The organism is Agrobacterium vaccinii (assembly GCF_021310995.1).
Classification (GTDB): Bacteria; Pseudomonadota; Alphaproteobacteria; order Rhizobiales; family Rhizobiaceae; genus Agrobacterium; species Agrobacterium vaccinii.
The window spans coordinates 68,213-86,090 of the sequence record NZ_CP054150.1 but is presented as its reverse complement, the minus strand read 5'-3'; the positions used below and the strand labels follow the sequence as shown (position 1 = coordinate 86,090).

16 protein-coding genes are annotated in these 17,878 nt (G+C 57.9%); 10 read left to right on the top strand and 6 right to left on the bottom strand.

Translation table 11 applies throughout. From position 1 onward, the window contains the following. The first annotated feature begins 128 nt into the window (after nt 1-128). The 7 genes from rirA (at nt 129) to HRR99_RS00405 (ending at nt 6,308) form a co-directional block, all read left to right on the top strand. On the top strand, nt 129-614 hold the full coding sequence (rirA, locus tag HRR99_RS00435; RefSeq protein ID WP_111840076.1) for an iron-responsive transcriptional regulator RirA: 486 nt from the start codon (nt 129-131) through the stop codon (nt 612-614). Between the two features lie 141 nt (nt 615-755). Beyond that, nucleotides 756-1,793: an AbrB family transcriptional regulator gene (locus HRR99_RS00430; protein WP_233122362.1), complete on the top strand. Its 1,038-nt coding sequence runs from the start codon at nt 756-758 to the stop codon at nt 1,791-1,793. Nucleotides 1,794-1,940: 147 nt separating this feature from the next. Further along, complete coding sequence (osmF, locus tag HRR99_RS00425) at nt 1,941-2,852, top strand: glycine betaine ABC transporter substrate-binding protein OsmF (RefSeq protein WP_233122361.1); 912 nt, start codon at nt 1,941-1,943, stop codon at nt 2,850-2,852. A gap of 39 nt (nt 2,853-2,891) precedes the next feature. Beyond that, nucleotides 2,892-4,052 (top strand): ABC transporter permease, encoded by a 1,161-nt coding sequence (locus HRR99_RS00420; protein WP_233123529.1) that lies wholly within the window; start codon nt 2,892-2,894, stop codon nt 4,050-4,052. Further along, entirely contained in the window at nt 4,049-4,987 is a 939-nt protein-coding gene (locus HRR99_RS00415) for an ABC transporter ATP-binding protein (RefSeq protein ID WP_233122360.1), read from the top strand. The genes HRR99_RS00420 and HRR99_RS00415 overlap by 4 nt, the downstream gene beginning before the upstream one ends. Continuing rightward, a complete protein-coding gene (locus HRR99_RS00410) occupies nt 4,984-5,724 on the top strand; it encodes an ABC transporter permease (protein ID WP_233122359.1) in 741 nt (246 codons plus the stop codon). The genes HRR99_RS00415 and HRR99_RS00410 overlap by 4 nt, the downstream gene beginning before the upstream one ends. 101 nt (nt 5,725-5,825) lie before the next feature. Further along, entirely contained in the window at nt 5,826-6,308 is a 483-nt protein-coding gene (locus HRR99_RS00405) for a gluconokinase (protein ID WP_233123528.1), read from the top strand. Nucleotides 6,309-6,361: 53 nt separating this feature from the next. Here HRR99_RS00405 and HRR99_RS00400 read toward each other — a convergent pair whose 3' ends face one another. The 6 genes from HRR99_RS00400 to HRR99_RS00375 all read right to left on the bottom strand — a co-directional run bounded on the left by HRR99_RS00400 (nt 6,362) and on the right by HRR99_RS00375 (nt 15,068). Continuing rightward, a complete protein-coding gene (locus HRR99_RS00400; protein ID WP_233122358.1) occupies nt 6,362-7,663 on the bottom strand; it encodes an NAD(P)/FAD-dependent oxidoreductase in 1,302 nt (433 codons plus the stop codon). 1 nt (nt 7,664) lies between these two features. Continuing rightward, on the bottom strand, nt 7,665-9,026 hold the full coding sequence (locus HRR99_RS00395) for a glutamine synthetase family protein (RefSeq protein WP_045230096.1): 1,362 nt from the start codon (nt 9,024-9,026) through the stop codon (nt 7,665-7,667). A gap of 175 nt (nt 9,027-9,201) precedes the next feature. Then, on the bottom strand, nt 9,202-10,851 hold the full coding sequence (locus HRR99_RS00390) for an ABC transporter ATP-binding protein (protein WP_233122357.1): 1,650 nt from the start codon (nt 10,849-10,851) through the stop codon (nt 9,202-9,204). Beyond that, complete coding sequence (locus HRR99_RS00385; protein ID WP_422387321.1) at nt 10,848-11,984, bottom strand: ABC transporter permease; 1,137 nt, start codon at nt 11,982-11,984, stop codon at nt 10,848-10,850. Before HRR99_RS00385 ends, HRR99_RS00390 begins: the two co-directional genes overlap by 4 nt. Before the next feature lie 5 nt (nt 11,985-11,989). Continuing rightward, nucleotides 11,990-13,078, bottom strand: coding sequence for a microcin C ABC transporter permease YejB (locus HRR99_RS00380; protein WP_065699982.1), 1,089 nt, complete (start codon nt 13,076-13,078; stop codon nt 11,990-11,992). 145 nt (nt 13,079-13,223) lie between these two features. Next, nucleotides 13,224-15,068 carry an extracellular solute-binding protein gene (locus HRR99_RS00375; protein ID WP_233122355.1) on the bottom strand — a complete coding sequence of 615 codons (1,845 nt, stop codon included), beginning with the start codon at nt 15,066-15,068 and terminating at the stop codon, nt 13,224-13,226. A gap of 183 nt (nt 15,069-15,251) precedes the next feature. Between HRR99_RS00375 and mepA the strand changes: the two genes are divergently transcribed. The 3 genes from mepA to HRR99_RS00360 all read left to right on the top strand — a co-directional run bounded on the left by mepA (nt 15,252) and on the right by HRR99_RS00360 (nt 17,837). After that, complete coding sequence (mepA, locus tag HRR99_RS00370) at nt 15,252-16,310, top strand: penicillin-insensitive murein endopeptidase (protein ID WP_233122354.1); 1,059 nt, start codon at nt 15,252-15,254, stop codon at nt 16,308-16,310. Between the two features lie 96 nt (nt 16,311-16,406). Next, nucleotides 16,407-16,790, top strand: a complete 384-nt coding sequence (locus HRR99_RS00365; RefSeq protein ID WP_045230101.1) for a methylglyoxal synthase — start codon at nt 16,407-16,409, stop codon at nt 16,788-16,790. 24 nt (nt 16,791-16,814) lie between these two features. Further along, nucleotides 16,815-17,837 (top strand): glucokinase, encoded by a 1,023-nt coding sequence (locus HRR99_RS00360; protein ID WP_233122353.1) that lies wholly within the window; start codon nt 16,815-16,817, stop codon nt 17,835-17,837. Nucleotides 17,838-17,878 lie beyond the last annotated feature (41 nt).

Below are 17,878 nucleotides of genomic sequence, written 5' to 3'. Positions count from 1 at the left end.
ATCGAATGGGCGGTCAACGGGGCAATTTTGAGTTTGAAAATTCCGTTAGAGAATTTTTAATTTCTGGAATTGTTCTAAACTGTAAAAGCGACTATATAACTCCACATTACAGGAGTTAGGAGACCAGCATGCGTTTGACCAAACAGACCAATTACGCCGTCCGCATGTTGATGTACTGCGCTGCCAACGATGGCCACCTCAGCCGCATTCCAGAGATCGCCAAGGCTTACGGCGTTTCGGAACTCTTCCTGTTCAAGATTCTTCAGCCGCTGAACAAGGCTGGCCTGGTCGAAACCGTTCGTGGTCGCAATGGCGGCGTCAGGCTTGGTCGTGCGGCGGACAAGATCAGCCTGTTCGACGTCGTCAAGGTTACCGAAGACAGCTTTGCCATGGCCGAGTGCTTCGAAGATGGTGCAGTCGAGTGTCCACTGGTCGATAGCTGCGGCCTCAACTCCGCACTTCGCAAGGCGCTGAACGCATTCTTCGATGTCCTGACGCAATATTCCATTGACGATCTCGTCAAGGCACGCCCACAGATCAGCTTCCTGCTGGGTCTGGAAGACACGATGGCCAAGCGCCGTCCCGCCGCAGTGGTGGCAGCGCCCGCAGCCTGAACGAGACAACAGCGATATTTTTCGACCCGCGGACCTCGTTCGCGGGTTTTCTTTTTTCCACGGCTTGAAGGTTGACGGTGGCGGCCCAAAAGGTGCAACTGGAAACCGAAATTCGCCTCTTCGATTCCTTTAGTATTTGCAATGATCATCAAGCCAGACCTCCAGAGTTTTATCCTCACTGCCATAATCGGCAGCATCGGCGCTCTGGTTGCGTTCGCCCTCAACTTTCCGGCTCCGTTTCTCTGCGGCCCTGCACTGGCTGTCACGCTTGCAGGACTTGCGGGTTTGCGGCTCTCGGTGCCCAATCTGCTGCGCAACGCTACATTCGTCATCGTCGGCATTTCCATGGGCACGAGCGTAACCCCGGAGGTGATTGATGCCGCGAAAGCATGGCCGCTCAGCTTCTTGGCTGTTCTCGTCACCGTCGTCATTCTTCTTTATGTCGCCTACTGGGTCTTGCGCGGTTTTGGCTACGACCGCACCACGGCCATGCTGGGCGCCTCTCCTGGCCACCTCAGTTACATCATCAGCCTGACGGCGGAGACCAAGAGCGATCTGGCAACCGTCAGCGTCATCCAGAGCGTACGGGTGCTGGCCCTCACCCTCGCCGTGCCCCTAATCGTTGAATATCTCGATCTCATCAGCATTGAACCACCTATCCTGGCTGCACCAATGCATCCGGTCGTTCTGGGCCTTACCATTCTGGCATCCTTGGCCGTCGGCTGGTTGTTCATGCGCTGGCGCTTTCCGGCAGCGCTGTTGCTAGGTGGTGTCGCCGTATCGATCGGCATCCATATTACCGGCCTGACCAGCGGTGGTGTGCCGAACTGGCTCAGCCAGCCCACCTATATTGTTCTCGGCAGCCTCATTGGCACACGCTTTTCCCGTGCGTCACTGCGCGACATGCGCAAGGCCTTCGTCGCAGGCGGCGTCGTAACGGTTGTCGTTATGCTGCTCGCTTCTGTGATTGCAGTGTTCGTGTCGAGACTGACTGGCGTGCCGCTCAACACGGTCATGATTGCGTTTTCACCGGGCGGTCTGGAAACCATGGCCGCCATGGCTGTCATGATGCATGCTGACACCGCCTATGTCGGTTCCCACCACGTGCTGCGGCTGCTTTTCCTCTCTGTGTTGATGCCGCTTGTCATGGGAAAAGATGCGCGCCGGAAACCAGACTGAAGTCAAATTAGCCTCTACGCATAAATTAAAATTCGCATGGAACCATTTGGCTCTCGGTTTCGTTACCGCCTACTGAATTGGGGAACATGGATTTCATCGACATAGCGCGTTCCCCTCGGCCCGCACCCGTTTCCATGGAGATTGTTGATGAAGCGTTTGATGAAGCTGACTGGCGCCGGACTGGCGCTCGCCCTCTATGCATCGATTGCACAGGCCCAGGTCGTCGTATCGTCCAAAATCGACACCGAAGGCAGCGTTCTCGGCAACATCATTCTGACTGTTCTCAACAAAAACAACATCGAAACGACAGACCGCATCCAGCTTGGTGCAACGCCAGTCGTTCGCAAGGCGATCACAGCGGGTGAGGTCGATATCTATCCAGAATACACCGGCAATGCCGCCTTCTTCTTCGAAAAGGCCGACGATCCGCTCTGGAAGGACTCCGCGAAAGCCTATGAAGAGGCCAAGACGTTGGATTACGACGCCAACAAGATCGTCTGGCTGGCACCTTCGCCTGCCAACAACACCTGGGGCATCGCCATCCGCAAGGATATTGCCGATAAGAACAATCTGAAGACGCTGAGCGACCTCGGAAAATACGTCTCTGGTGGCGGCCAGATGGTTCTTGCCGCGTCGTCGGAATTCGTCAATTCCGCAGCCGCGCTGCCAGCTTTCCAGAAAACCTACGGCTTCACGCTGAAGTCCGATCAGCTCATCACCCTCTCTGGCGGTGATACGGCAGCAACTATTGCTGCAGCCGCCAACCAGACCAACAACGCCAATGCGGCGATGGTCTATGGTACGGATGGCGGCATTGCCCCGTCCGGTCTCGTGGTGCTGGAAGACGACAAGAATGTCCAGCCGGTCTACCAGCCCGCACCGATCATTCGCGAAGCGGTTCTAAAAGAACATCCCAATATCGAGCAGCTGCTGAAGCCGGTGTTCGAAAAACTCGATCTCAAGACCCTTCAGGAACTGAACGGTCGCGTACAGGTCGGTGGTGAACAGGCGAAAAACGTGGCGCTGGACTTTTTGACGAAGAACGGCCTCATACAATAAGAGGCGACTTTGCAGCGCGCCCTCCCTGCCCCTGAACGTCTGACGTTTAAGCCCGACAAGGTGGGGGCGCTGATCGCTGCATTGCTGATCTATGCTCTGGTAGCTTTGCCTTTCGCAACATTTCGCGCCAACCGCATCATCCAGGGCGAGACGCGCGGCATTCTCGATGCGCTGCCGCCCCTTGCCGGATATGGCCTCATCGCGATCGTCATAGCCGCAGCGGCGATGGCGTTTTTTTGTAGTGAAACGAAACTCAGGCTCGTTTCGGCACTGATTGGCCTTGCCACCCTCGCATTCGTAATTGGCCTTGCCGCCTCCCATCTTACCCCCGCTGAAAACACGTACGCCCGCGTTTCCCCGGCCAGCGGCTTCTGGTTGTTGATGGCGGGTTTGATCGTTATGGCGACGGACGCGATTGCACGGCTCGATCCCAAACCCGCCATTCGCGTGCTGCTACTTGTCATCGCGCTCGCCCTTGTCGGCACCATGCTCGCCTCCGGGCAATGGAACGATCTTTCCCTGTTGAAGGAATATCAAAGCCGCGCCGATATTTTCTGGACGGAAGCCTTCCGGCACGTCCAGCTCGCCATCGGCTCACTTGTCGCCGCCGTTCTAGTTGGAATTCCGCTCGGCGTTCTCTGCTACAAGGTGCGGAAGCTCCGCGCCGGTGTGCTGAACAGCCTCAACATCGTCCAGACCATTCCCTCTATCGCGCTGTTTGGCCTTCTGATCGCGCCGCTCGGTTGGATTGCCGCCAATGTCCCCGGCGCATCCGACCTCGGTATTCGCGGCATCGGCATGGCGCCAGCGTTCGTTGCGCTGTTCTTGTATTCACTGCTGCCGGTCGTCTCCAACACTGTCGTCGGTCTGGATGGCGTGTCGAATTCCGTGCGCGAAGCGGCATGTGGTCTTGGCATGACGAGCGCGCAGCGGCTGATCAAAGTGGATCTCCCGCTGGCGCTGCCGATCATTCTCACCGGAATTCGCATCGTTCTCGTCCAAAATATCGGCCTTGCCACCATCGCAGCCCTCATCGGCGGCGGCGGGTTCGGTGTGTTCGTGTTTCAGGGCATCGGCCAGACGGCTATGGATCTCGTTCTGCTGGGCACAATCCCCACAGTCATTCTCGGTTTCACAGCCGCCATCCTGCTGGATGCGCTGATCGACAGCAATCTTTTCAGGCGCGGGAGCAACGCATGATCGAGGTCGAAAATCTGACCAAGGACTATGACGGCGCGACCGTTGTCGATAATGTTTCACTAACGATTGATGCCCGTAGCATCACCGTCATCGTCGGCACCTCGGGTTCCGGCAAGACGACGCTTCTGCGCATGATCAACCGTCTGGTCGAGCCAACATCCGGCATCATCCGCATCGATGGGCAGAATATTCTGGATATGCCCGGCTATCAGCTTCGCCGCAGCATCGGCTACGCCATTCAGGGTCATGGGCTTTTCCCGCACCGCACCGTGGCGCAGAACATTGCCACCGTTCCCGAACTGATCGGCTGGGACCGTTCCCGGATCGATGCCAAAGTGACCGAACTTCTGGAGCTTTTTCAGCTCGACCCGGCCCTTTACGCAAACCGCTTTCCCAACGAGCTCTCTGGCGGCCAGCAGCAGCGCGTCGGTGTGGCCCGCGCGCTGGCGGCAGAGCCGAATATTCTCCTGATGGACGAGCCCTTCGGCGCGCTGGACCCAATCATCCGCGCCAAGGCGCAGGACGATTTGCTGGCGATCCAGAAAAAGCTTGGCGTTACCATCGTGCTCGTGACCCATGATATGGACGAGGCCTTTCATCTGGCAGACCGCATCGCCGTCATGGACAAGGGCAAAATCGTTCAATACGGCAAACCCGCCGAACTGGTGCGCAAACCGGCGACGGATTTCGTGCGCACCATGATCGGTGAGAGGGAGAGACCGCTGCGGCTGCTATCGGTCGCAACCGTCGGCGAGATCGTGGAGCCGGGAGAGGCCGAAGGTGAGCCTTTGCCTGCAGCGACCAGCCAACGCGATGCGCTGTCGGCCATGCTGTGGACCGGACGTGACATGCTTCCCGTAACCGGACCGGATGGACAGGCGGCAGGGCGCATTCGCCGCGAGGTCTTGCTGCACAATGCGGCGGGGTCTGCATGACAAAGCGGCTTGGTCCCTTTCTGCTGGCCGCACTCAGCCTCTTGCTCATAACCTTCCTCGTGAAGCCAGAGCTTTTCGAACCCGTGTTCAAGCCTCTTGTTCAGACCAATGCTCCGGCCATCTACATACAGGCCAATCTTCTCTCGCTAACGCTGTCTCATCTGACGACGGTCGCGATTGCTACGGGTGCGGCCATCATCATCGCCGGGACGTTGGCCATTCTCGTCACCCGGCCATTCGGGCGGGAATTCCTGCCGCTGTCACGCAGTATCGTCAATATCGGCCAGACCTTTCCGCCCGTCGCGGTGCTGGCGCTTGCCGTGCCGATCATGGGCTTTGGCGAGAAGCCGACGCTGATGGCGCTGTTTCTCTATGCCCTGCTGCCGATCTTCGAAAACACGATCACCGGCCTCACCACCCTTCCCCCCGCTATTGTCGAAGCGGCGCGTGGGTCTGGCATGACCGGCTTCCAGCGCCTGTGGCGGATCGAGCTGCCGCTCGCGCTTCCCGCCATCCTAGCAGGTATCCGCCTGTCTGCCGTCATCAGTCTGTCCACCGCCACCATTGGCTCGACGGTTGCGGCACGCACGCTGGGCGAAGTCATCATTGCCGGGCTGCAATCCAACAATCTCGCTTTCATTCTTCAGGGCGGTATGATCGTCGCAGCCCTTGCCGTGCTGATCCATAGCGGGCTATCCATGCTGGAGGCAAAGGCGGCCCGGCGTGCGGGCTACTGATTTGTGAAGAGAAAAGATGTCCGCCCGATAGCCTCATGCTGTAAGCGGATGAAGATCGAATTTGAAATGCAGAGGTCATCGTGAAACAGGCAATCATCGTCATGGGCGTCAGCGGTTGCGGCAAGTCTACCGTTGGCGAAGAGCTGGCAGAACGGTTGGGCATTCCCTTTATGGAGGGTGACAAGCTTCACCCGGCCTCCAATGTCGAGAAAATGGCTGCCGGGACGCCGCTCACCGATGATGACCGCTGGCCATGGCTTGATCTCGTCGGGGCTGAACTGCGCAAAGGATTTGAAGCAGGTGGCATCGTCGTTTCTTGCTCTGCCCTCAAGAGGACCTATCGCGACCGCCTGCGTGGCGCCTGCGGCGGCCCCTTGGCCTTTGTCTATCTCGAAGGCAGCGAAGCGCTTCTGACCGAACGCATGGGGGCGCGCACCGGCCACTTCATGCCGCTTTCGCTCTTGAAGACGCAGCTCGCCACGCTGGAAGTGCCAACCGGAGAACCCGGCGTTGTCACGGTCAGTATCGACGCCACGCCAGACGAGATCACCGACAACGCCTTGAAGGGCTTATCCGCGTTATAGGTTTTCACGCAATTCCGGACACAAAGCCGCTTCATACTTTTGCTTGAATTACTCTAAACACCCAGCTTGTCGCGAAGGCCGTACCACCATGCGCCGAGCATGGTCAGCGGCACGCGGAATGTCTTGCCGCCGGGGAACGGATAGTTCGGCAGCGACGACCAGACATCAAAGCGTTCCGCATGCCCCGCAACCGCTTCACCCAAAATCTTGCCCAGAAGTTGCGTGGTCGTCACGCCATGGCCGCTATCGCCGTGCGAAAAATAGACGTTGGATGACAGCCGCCCGATATGCGGAATACGCGTCAGCGTCAGCGCAAAGTTGCCGCTCCATGCAAAATCGATCTTGGTATCTTTCAATTGCGGGAAAGTTCTCAGCATATTGGGGCGGATGACGCTGGTGAGGTCAGCGGGATCGCTGCCGCCATAACCGATACCGCCGCCATAGAGCAGGCGGTTGTCGGAGGTGCGGCGGTAATAATCGAGGATGTAATTGGCATCTTCAACGCAGTAATTGGCAGGCAGGAGATCTTCGATCAGAGCCGCATCCAGCGGCTCCGTCGCCATCACCTGACTCGACACCGGCATCATCCGCTCACCGATTTCCGGCAGCAGTCCGCCGAGATAGGCATTGCCACAGACCAGCACATATTTCGCAGCAACCTTGCCCTGCGCCGTCCGCACCACCGGGTTCGTGCCCTGCTCGACCGCAATCACGCGCGAGTTTTCGAAGATGCGCCCGCCGAGGCTTTCGATCGCTGCTGCTTCGCCCAGAACGTAGTTCAACGGATGGATATGCCCGCCGAAGCGGTCGATCATGCCGCCCGCATAGCGATCCGACTTCACGTATTTACCGACCTCGGCCTTGGAGACCATTTCAAGCCCGGTATGGCCGTGCTTTTCCCAATTGGCCTTATTGTCCGCCATCTCGGTGATCTGCTTTGGTGTGAACGCCGCGAAGAAGCCGCCATCGACCAGATCGCAATCGATCCCGTATTTCGCCACCCGCTCGCGGATAATCTGCCCGCCCTCGAGCGACATCGCGCCTAACTGCGCCGCCTTCTGCGCGCCATAACGTCGGGCAATCGTATAAAGATCGCGGCTGTAGCCGTTGACGATCTGGCCGCCGTTGCGCCCGGACGCGCCAAAACCAACCCGCTCACCTTCCAGAACGATGACGGAGAAACCCTTTTGCGCCAGTTCCAACGCAGCCGACAGGCCGGTAAAACCTGCACCTATAATGCAGACATCAGCATCCTGATCGCCCTGAAGCGCTGTGCGGACGGTCTTGGTGTTGGCGGACGCCGCGTACCATGACGTGGTGTGGCCGGGATTTGGAGTGTCAGTCACTTTCGCCATCTCAAACCGTCCTGATATATGCGTCGTATTCGACGTCGGTTACGCGTAGAGAAAATTCGGAGAGTTCCTGCTGTTTGCAGGCCGAGTATAGCGTGCGATATTTCTGCCCGAAGGTTGCGTAGGCAAAGCTGGAACGGGTGAAACGCTGAAGCGCATAATCCCAGTTGGTCGGCAGCGGCTCATGGTTGATGGCGTGGCTGTCGCCCGAGATCGCGCCACCAGGCTGGCGCTTTTCCTTCATGCCGGCAAGGGCGGCACTCAGGATCATGGCCAGCACCAGATAGGGGTTGGTGTCGGCACCGGCCACACGGTGTTCAATGCGGGTCGCAGGCTTGCTGGCGACGATGACACGCACGGCGGCAGATCGGTTATCGATACCCCAGGAGGCATAGGTCGGCGCGTGTTCGCTGGGGCGCAGGCGGCGGTAGGAGTTGGCGTGCGGTGCAAACACCGCCATGCTCTCTCCCATATTCTCTAGGAGGCCGCCGACCGAATGCATCAGCGCTTCGGAGGGTCCGTTTTCGCCCGCATAGATATTGTTGCCGTCTCTATCCAGCATGGAAAAATGCACATGCATGCCATTGCCCGCCTGCATGCCGTAAGGCTTGGCCATGAAGGTGGCATCGAGATCGTGCTTGCGGGCCACGCCCTTAACGATGCGCTTCAGGAAGACGGCATCATCCGCTGCCCGCAGGGCATCCGGCACATGGTTGAGGTTGATTTCATACTGGCCAGGACCGTTTTCGCGCAACGTCGTGTCAGCCCCGACATTCTGCGCGCGACACGCCGTCGAGATATCGTGGAAGACACCCTCGAAATCCTGCAATTCCGAGATGGAAAGAACCTGCGTCTGGCCCGTATGCCAGCGTCCCTCGCGGCTGCGCGGCGGGCGCACGGGGTCTAGCGCGGAGCGAACAGGATCGATCAGATAAAATTCGAGTTCGGTAGCCACGACCGGCGTCAGTCCGCGTCGGGTAAACCCTGCTAGAACCTGCGCCAGCACATTGCGCGGATCGCCGTAAAAACCGTTGCCGTCAGGGTCTTTCATGGCCAGCAGAACCTGCGCCGTGGGACGCCCCAGCCATGTCACGCGTGACAGCGTTTCAGGTACGGCAAAGCATAGACCATCGGGGTCGCCGGTGCCTTCGGCAAGACCGGCTGCGTTGACATCGCGGCCCCAGATGTCCAGCGCGTAGACGGAGCGCGGCACGGCCATGCCTTTTTCCAGCACATCGATGGCCCGTTCACGCGGTATCCACTTGCCGCGCGGCACACCATTTACGTCAATGACAAAGGCTTCAAGAATTTCAATATCGGGGTTTTCTTCGAAAAATCTTTTTGCGTAATCAATATCGACCATCATTCACCAGCAGGTTGTTTCATCTTCGGTTCGCGGCAGAGTCGCTAACGGAAAGCATCCACAAGCTGATAAAGTATATCTCGCGCCGTCATGATGACATCACGCCTCATTGTTTTCCACGTTCTCGTTGCATCGTACGTGGGCTGGCCCAAGAAGGCCAGCATGTTCTTGAAAACGCCTACTCGCTGATCGCTGCCGTTTTGACCGCCTCGATGTTGAAAGCCGCCGCCATCAGCGCGCGCGTATAGTCTTCCTTCGGCGCTTCGAAGATCGACTTTGCTGGGCCACTCTCCACCACCTTGCCGTGGCGCATCACGATCATGTCGTTGGCGAGCGCTTTGACAACCTTCAGGTCGTGGCTGATGAAGAGATAGGCCAGATCATGCCGGGCCTGCAAATCGCGCAACAGGTCTACCACCTGCGCCTGCACGCTCATATCCAGCGCCGATGTCGGTTCGTCCAGCATCACGAAGCGCGGTTTGAGCACCATGGCGCGGGCAATAGCGATGCGTTGTCTCTGGCCGCCGGAGAATTCGTGCGGGAAGCGCCAGCGGGTGGCGGTATCCAGGCCCACCTCATCCAGCGCCTGCGCCACGCGCCGGTCCCGTTCATCCGCAGACAGCGATTTTTCATGCACCCGCAGACCTTCGGCGATGATTTCACCCACCGACATGCGTGGGCTCAGCGAACCATAGGGGTCCTGAAACACCACCTGAAGCCGGTTTCTGAGCGGCTTCATCATCGCATAGGAATAGCCATCGATGGACTGGCCGATAAAGCTGATCCGCCCCTTGGACGAAATCAGTCGCGACAGCGCCAGTCCTAGCGTCGTCTTGCCCGAACCGGATTCGCCCACAACGCCCACCGTCTGACCGGCGCGCAGGGTCATATCGATTCCATCCACCGCCTTGACGTGATCCACCACCTTGCGCATCAGTCCGGCCTTGATCGGGAACCAGACCTTGATGTCATCTCCCTGCATGACCACGGGCTTGCTGCTATCGGACAGCGGCGGTTCGCCCTTCGGTTCGGCGGCCAGAAGGTGACGGGTATAGGCGTGCTGCGGATCGGTGAAGACCTGCTCGACCGTGCCGGTCTCCACGATCTTACCCTTGGTCATCACGCACACGCGATCAGCAAATTTGCGCACGATGCCGAGATCATGGGTGATGAACAGCATGGACATGTCATGCTGGTTCTTCAAATCGCCCAGCAATTCGAGAATTTGCGCCTGCACCGTCACGTCGAGGGCCGTCGTCGGCTCATCCGCAATCAGCAACTTCGGCCGGTTGGCGAGCGCCATGGCAATCATCACGCGTTGACGCTGGCCGCCGGAGAGCTCGTGCGGATAGGCCTTCAGCCGCTTTTCCGGCTCACGAATACCGACCTGCAACAGCAGTTCCAGCGTCCGTTTGCGCGCCTCGATGCCGGTGATGGCCTGATGAAGCTCGAGGATTTCGCCAATCTGCCGCTCGATGCTGTGCAGCGGATTGAGCGAGGTCATTGGCTCCTGAAAGATCATGGTGATGTCGTTGCCGCGAACCGCACGAAGCTCGCGGATCGAGGCGTTCAGCAGATCCTTGTCTTCGAACAGAATCTGCCCGGAGGGATGGCTGGCGGCAGGGTATGGCAAAAGCTTCAGAATGGAATTCGCCGTTACCGATTTGCCCGAGCCCGACTCCCCCACCAGCGCGACGATCTCGCCGGGCATGATATCGAACGACACATGATCGACGGCCACGCTCTCCTTGCCGCCCTGATGAAAGGCAACGGACAGGTCACGGACGGAAAGAAGCGGAGCGGTCATCGTATCCTTTACGGCACTCATCGGAATGTCTTTCTCGGATCGAAGGCATCTCGCACCGCTTCACCGACGAAAATCAGCAGCGACAGCATGATGGACATGGTGAAGAAGGCCGTGAGCCCCAACCAGGGGGCCTGAAGGTTGTTCTTGCCCTGCGCGATCAGTTCGCCCAGCGATGGCGAGCCGGGCGGCATGCCGAAGCCAAGGAAGTCGAGCGAGGTGAGTGTCGTGATCGAGCCTGAGAGGATAAACGGCAGGAAGGTCAGTGTCGCGACCATGGCATTGGGCAGCAGGTGGCGGTACATGATGGTGCCGTTGCCGACGCCCAGCGCGCGGGCGGCGTTAACATATTCAAAGTTGCGGGCGCGCAGAAACTCGGCACGCACGATGCCGACAAAGCCCACCCAGGAAAACAACAGCATGATACCCAGCAGCACGAAGAAGCCGGGCGGCAGGATAGCGGCGATGATGAGCAGGATATAGAGCACCGGCATGGACGACCATATTTCGATGAAACGCTGCATCAGAAGGTCCGTCCAACCGCCGAAATAGCCCTGCACCGCACCGGCGCTGACACCGACGATGGCAGAAGCAATGGTAAGCGCCAGACCGAACAGCACGGAGATACGGAAGCCATAGATGACACGGGCAGCCACGTCGCGCGCCTGATTGTCCGTGCCCAGCCAATTGAGATTACCGAGCGTGCAGCCTGGATCAGCCGCGCCTTGCGGATAACCGGAACAACGCTCCTGCTCATCCATCAGCCAGAAGGGTGCTGTGGGTGCCGAATGCGGAATGTTGGAATTGACCGTTTGATAGGAATAGCGGATCGGTGGCCAGATCATCCAGCCATTGGCGTTGATTTCATCCTGAATGAAGGAGGATTTGTAATCCGTCTGGGCCAGAAAGCCGCCGAATTTCTCTTCCGGGTAATCCACCATCACAGGCACCAGAATCTCGCCCTTGTAGGAGGCGATGATCGGCTTGTCATTGGCCAGAAACTCGGCAAACAGGCTGAGACCGAAGATCACGAGGAACAGCCAGAAGGACCAGTAACCACGGCGGTTGGCCTTGAAATTCTGCCAGCGCCGCACGCTTGTCGGCGAGAAGAACGGACGCTTTTGAGGCGGAGCATCGGTTACGAGACTCGTTGTCATGGTCATCACACGTCCCTCCGCTCGAAGTCGATGCGCGGATCGATCCAGGTGTAGATCATGTCGGAGATGAGGCTGACGACGAGACCCATCAGCGAGAAGATGAACAGGGTGCCGAACACGATCGGATAGTCGCGGTTGACGACCGAGAGATAACCGAGCCGTCCAAGGCCATCCAACGAGAAGATGTTTTCGATCAACAGCGACCCGGTGAAGAAAGCCGAGATGAAGGCGCCCGGGAAACCGGCAATGACGATCAACATAGCGTTGCGGAAGACGTGGCCGTAGAGAACCTTTCGTTCCGACAGACCCTTGGCGCGGGCCGTGACCACATATTGCTTCTTGATTTCATCGATGAAGGAATTCTTTGTCAGCAGCGTTGTGGTGGCGAAAGCCGAAAGGACGAGCGCGGTGAGCGGCAGCGCCAGGTGCCAGAAATAGTCGATGATCTTCTGCCACCATGTCAGTTCGGCAAAGTTATCCGATGTCAGCCCTCGCAAGGGGAACCAGTCGAAGAACGAACCGCCCGCAAACACCACGATCAGCAAAATGCCGAACAGGAAGCTCGGCACCGCATAGCCGACGATGACGATTCCCGATGTCCAGACATCGAATTTCGAGCCATCCGAAACGGCCTTCTTGATGCCGAGCGGGATCGAAATGGCATAGGAGATGATCAATATCCAGAAGCCGAGCGAGATCGACACCGGTAGCTTGTCGATGATGAGGTCGATGACGGAGGAATTGCGGAAGAAACTGTCGCCGAAATCGAAGCGGATGTAATTCCACATCATCTCAAGAAAGCGGGTGAGCGGCGGCTTGTCGAAACCGAACTGCTTTTCCAGCTTGGCAATCAGGTCCGGATCGAGACCCTGCGCGCCGCGATATTTCGAGCCGCTTTCATCCATCCCTCCACCCATGAGGTCACCACCACCAGACAGGCGGTCAGACGCGCTGTCACCTGAGCCGGAAAGCTGAGCGACGACCTGCTCGACCGGACCACCGGGTGCAAACTGAATGACGAGAAAGGAAATGCCCATGATGCCGATGATGGTTGGTATCATCAGGGCCAGACGCCGCAGAATATAGGCTCCCATCAGGCGCGTCCCAGCATGGCAAGAGGCTCGGTTGTCATCGGCTTCGTCAAACCGTTTCCTTTCGGGCCTGCGGTAAGGACCGCAGGCGTCGTGATTCGTAATCGCTCATGTGAATCAAGGCTTGCCTTATAAAGCAAGGCCCACGTTATTTTGCGGCGTTTGCAGACCACCAAGCATCGGGGAAACCGATCCCGTATCGGGGCAGTGTCTGGGGTTGTACCAGCGTATTCCAGTAGGCCAGCGTCATTTCACCGCGATAAAATTGCGGGATCACGTAGTTTCCAGCAAGAAGCACGCGGTCCAGCGCCTTGACGGCTGCGACTTGGTCATCGCGGTTTGCGGCAAAGATAATCTTGCGAACGATTGCATCGACAGCTGGGTTGCTGATGCCCGCATAGTTTTTGGAACCTTGGCGATCGACCGCCTTCGAGCCCCAATAATCTGCCTGCTCATTTCCTGGGTTCGCGCTCTGAGCCCAGAGATTGACGATCATGTCAAAATCAAAAGACCGGGTACGATTTGTGTATTGCGACGTATCCACCACTCTGACTGTGGCGTTGATTCCGATCTTTCTTAGATTTTGCGCGTAAGTGACCACTACGCGCTCCATCGCTGCGGAATCAACGAGGATTTCGAACTCAAAAGGCTGGCCCGTGGACGCGTTGACCATTCGGTTGCCACGAAGCTCATAACCGGCTTCCTTCATGAGCTTTACGGCTTCACGAAGATTGTCGCGCTGTTTTGAGGGATCGCCGCCTACCGGGTTCGTATATTCCTTTGTAAAAATGTCGGCGGGAATCTGATCTTTGACTTCGTTCAGAATTTCCAGCTCTTTTCCTTGAGGAAGGCCAGACGATGCTAAGTCGCTACCCATGAAGAAACTGCCGATGCGTTGATACTGGTTATAGAACAGCGTGCGGTTCATTTCTTCGAAGTCGAAGGCGTAGTTCAAGGCCAGCCGGACTTTTGGGTCGTTGAATTTGTCGCGTCGTCCATTCGGCACGAGTGCCTGCATTATGCCAACGGAACGATAGATGTTGGGCAACTCTTCTTTCTTGATACGACCGTCTTTCACGGCCGGAAAATCATAACCCGTTGCCCAGCGCCCTGCGGAATTCTCCTGCCAGAAATCCGTATTCCCGGCCTTGAACGCCTGAAACTCGACATCGCGGTCTGTATAGAAGGTGTAAGTGATCGTCTTGAAGTTGTTCATCCCAACATTAATGTTGACGTCCTTACCCCAATAATCGTCGCGCCGCTCATAGGTAATGGTCGAACCCGGTGCGATGAACGCGATCTTATATGGGCCAGACCCCATGACGGGCTCCAGCGTGCCACGGGAAATGTCGCGCAGCTTTCCGTCGGCACCATTGGCTTCCCACCAGTGTTTCGGAACGACCATGATCTGGCCGACGATCTGAGGAAGTTCCTTATTATTCTTTTCATCGAAGGTGAAAGTGACTTCACGTTCACCGGTCTTTTCGGCCTTAGTGACATGGGTGTAATAAGTTGCCAGTTGCGGGCTTAAATCCTTCGCCTTTTCGAAACTGAAAACGACATCTTCGGGCGTCACCGGCTGACCATCGGACCACTTCGCTTCTTTTCGCAGCCGGAAACTGGCCTTGGAAATATCGTCTGGAAAGCTGACCGCCTCGGCCAGAAGGCCATACGATGAGGATAGTTCCTCTTCTGAGGATTTCATCAACGTATCGAAAACAGCGCCAAGCCCCGTCGCAAGTTCGCCTTTTGCCAGAAGCGGATTGACCGTATCGAAGGTGCCAGCGGTCGATAGGCGTAGCGTTCCACCCTTGGGCGCATTCGGGTTTACGTAATCAAATCGTTCAAACCCATTAGGGTGCTTCAGTTCGCCAATTGTCGAAATCCCGCTGCGCCAGTTTTCGCTGTCTTGAGCCCGTGCCGCTATCGGCGTCATAACACATGATAGAGCAGCCAGAGCGAACACACCGGATTTCAACTTTGCCAATGCCATAAAGCGACAGTCCTTTTCGTTTTCATTGCCGTGCACCATAAGACAAACATTGGCAAAATATAGGGGATTTGGGTCACAAGCCGTTTACGCCGCGAAAATCGGCCAAACATGCTTTCACCAAATTCCGGTTCCAGCGTAATATTTCCGACAGAATCATTTCAAGCATCGCAGGCGGCGGACGATATGGAAAAAATGGCAAGAGGCGTGGGCAAGGCATCATTCCTGGCACTTTCGATGATGTCCATGCTGGCCATGGATAGCGTTTCAGCCTTTGCGCAGGATGGTCCGGCAAAACAGGTTTTCGGCAATATCGCCCTTCCCTCCGCTGGTCCCTCCGCTTCTTACGGTTCCTATGCCAAGGGTTGCCAGTCGGGTGCCGTGGCGCTTCCCACCGAAGGCCAGGGTTTTCAGGCAATGCGCCTTTCTCGCAATCGTCGCTGGGGCCAGCCACAGATGATTTCCTTCATCGAGCGCTTTGCGCAGGATGCCCAAAAGATCGGCTGGCCCGGCCTTCTGATTGGTGATATCTCGCAGCCGCGTGGCGGCCCGATGCTGACGGGTCATGCCTCGCACCAGATCGGTCTCGATGCCGACATCTGGTGGCGTCCCATGCCGGATCGCATCATGAGCGCAGAACAGCGCGAAAGCACGCCGTTCATCTCCATGCTCGACAAAAGCAAGTTCCTGACGGTGGATGATCGCAAATGGTCGCCGCTCAATGCCAAGCTGGTGATGATGGCAGCGAGCTATCCGCAGGTGGAGCGCATCTTCGTCAATCCGGCCATCAAGCAGAAGCTCTGCCAGACATGGACCGGCGACCGTACCTATATGGGCAAGATCAGGCCGATCTACGGGCACGACGAGCACTTCCATGTGCGTCTGGAATGCCCGCCCGGCGCAACGAACTGCAAGCCGCAGGCACCCGTGGGCGCGGGCGATGGCTGCGACAAGTCGCTGGCATGGTGGTTTACCAAGGAGCCTTGGGCGACACCGAAGAAAGACCCGAATGCCAAGCCACCAAAGCCGCCGCGTCCAATGATGGTGTCCGATTTGCCGAAAGCCTGTGCGGCGATCGCAGCGGCTCCCTCGGCAGGCAGGGCAAGTGTCGCGGCTCAAAATTCCTACGCGCCGTCTGCGCCGTCGTCCCAAGCACAGGACATCGTGCCGCAATCGTCCAGATCAAGCGTGCCCATGCCGCCTGCGGATGTGCCGCGACCATCGTCCCGCCCTTCGTCGAATTAAGGTAGCCCGGCTTTCCAAACGGTGTGAAATTGCGCTAGAAGGCTTCAAATCGATTTAGAAAATGCGATCTGAACAAGGCTGGGGCGCAGATACCATATGACAGGGCAACGCTGTATCGCATTGATCGCGCATGACCAGAAAAAAGACGACATGGCGGATTTCGCCCGTCGGCATCAGGCCGCTCTCTCGCAATTCAGGATCGTTGCCACCGGCACCACCGGCGGGCGGGTGCAGGATGCCTGCCCGGGTCTGAACGTCGTGCGCCTGAAAAGCGGCCCGCTGGGCGGTGATCAGCAGATCGGCGCGATGATCGCGACGGGCGATGTGGACATGCTGATCTTCTTCATCGATCCCTTGTCTTCCCTACCCCACGACGTCGATGTCAAGGCTTTGACACGCCTTGCGACCGTCTATGACATCCCCATGGCCTTGAACCGCGCCACGGCCGAACAGCTGACCGATTTTCATTCGACACATTGATTTCAGGGCCATCCAGGAGCAGCGATGACCAAGCAGAACGACACACTTTCCTTTCCGATTCTCATCGGAGATATCGGCGGCACCAATGCGCGCTTCTGCATTCTGCCGGATGCGAACGCCGAACCCACCCAGCTGACCAGCGTCAAGACCGCCGATTACGCATCGATCGATGATGCGATCCAGAATGCGGTTCTGAACCACACCGCCTTGCTGCCGGTGTCCACGATCCTTGCTGTCGCCGGTCCGATCGAGACCGACGAGATACCGCTGACGAACTGCCACTGGGTCGTCAAGCCGAAGGAAATGCTCGTCAATCTCGGCCTCAAGGACGTGATCGTCATCAACGACTTCGAAGCGCAGGCTCTGGCCATTGCGTCGCTTGATGGCGACAACAGAGAAACCATCGGCCCCCATAATCCGGATATGACGGCGTCGCGTGTCGTGCTTGGACCCGGTACCGGGCTTGGCGTCGCAGGCCTGGTTTACGCCCGCAACATGTGGTTTCCGGTTCCCGGTGAAGGCGGCCATGTCGATATCGGCCCGCGCAGCGCACGCGACTATCAGGTGTTTCCGCATCTCGACGCCATTGAAGGGCGTATCGCAGGCGAGCAAATCCTTTGTGGACGCGGGCTCGTCAATCTCTACCGCGCCATTTGTAAGGCCGACGGCATAACGCCCGTCTTTTCCGATCCCGCAGACGTAACGGCCAAGGGCCTGAGCGCCGAAAACCGGGAAGCCAAGGAAACCCTGTCGTTGTTCAGCACCTATCTCGGCCGCATCGCGGGCGACATGGCGTTGATCTTCATGGCGCGTGGCGGCGTTTATCTGGCGGGTGGCATATCGCAGAAAATCATTCCCGCCTTGCGACTGCCGGAGTTCCGCGCCGCGTTCGAAGACAAGGCGCCGCACAAGGTCCTCATGCGCGCCATCCCCACTCATGTGGTCACCCACCCCCAGGCGGCGCTGGCGGGTCTTTCGACCTATGCCCGTACACCTTCGGATTTCGGCCTGACGCTGGATGGGCGGCGCTGGCAGCACCCAGGGTAAAGTCAGGACTGGTCAAATCCGGCCCGAGTGGATATAGACGC

Coding starts and splice junctions, on each gene's coding strand:
- HRR99_RS00390 (WP_233122357.1), bottom strand. CDS start 10,851: ATGAGTGCCGTAAAGGATACGATGACCGCTCCGCTTCTTTCCGTCCGT.
- rirA (WP_111840076.1), top strand. CDS start 129: ATGCGTTTGACCAAACAGACCAATTACGCCGTCCGCATGTTGATGTAC.
- HRR99_RS00375 (WP_233122355.1), bottom strand. CDS start 15,068: ATGGCATTGGCAAAGTTGAAATCCGGTGTGTTCGCTCTGGCTGCTCTA.
- HRR99_RS00405 (WP_233123528.1), top strand. CDS start 5,826: ATGGGCGTCAGCGGTTGCGGCAAGTCTACCGTTGGCGAAGAGCTGGCA.
- HRR99_RS00410 (WP_233122359.1), top strand. CDS start 4,984: ATGACAAAGCGGCTTGGTCCCTTTCTGCTGGCCGCACTCAGCCTCTTG.
- HRR99_RS00430 (WP_233122362.1), top strand. CDS start 756: ATGATCATCAAGCCAGACCTCCAGAGTTTTATCCTCACTGCCATAATC.
- HRR99_RS00395 (WP_045230096.1), bottom strand. CDS start 9,026: ATGATGGTCGATATTGATTACGCAAAAAGATTTTTCGAAGAAAACCCC.
- HRR99_RS00380 (WP_065699982.1), bottom strand. CDS start 13,078: ATGGGAGCCTATATTCTGCGGCGTCTGGCCCTGATGATACCAACCATC.
- HRR99_RS00360 (WP_233122353.1), top strand. CDS start 16,815: ATGACCAAGCAGAACGACACACTTTCCTTTCCGATTCTCATCGGAGAT.
- osmF (WP_233122361.1), top strand. CDS start 1,941: ATGAAGCGTTTGATGAAGCTGACTGGCGCCGGACTGGCGCTCGCCCTC.
- HRR99_RS00415 (WP_233122360.1), top strand. CDS start 4,049: ATGATCGAGGTCGAAAATCTGACCAAGGACTATGACGGCGCGACCGTT.
- mepA (WP_233122354.1), top strand. CDS start 15,252: ATGGAAAAAATGGCAAGAGGCGTGGGCAAGGCATCATTCCTGGCACTT.
- HRR99_RS00365 (WP_045230101.1), top strand. CDS start 16,407: ATGACAGGGCAACGCTGTATCGCATTGATCGCGCATGACCAGAAAAAA.
- HRR99_RS00385 (WP_422387321.1), bottom strand. CDS start 11,984: ATGACAACGAGTCTCGTAACCGATGCTCCGCCTCAAAAGCGTCCGTTC.
- HRR99_RS00400 (WP_233122358.1), bottom strand. CDS start 7,663: ATGGCGAAAGTGACTGACACTCCAAATCCCGGCCACACCACGTCATGG.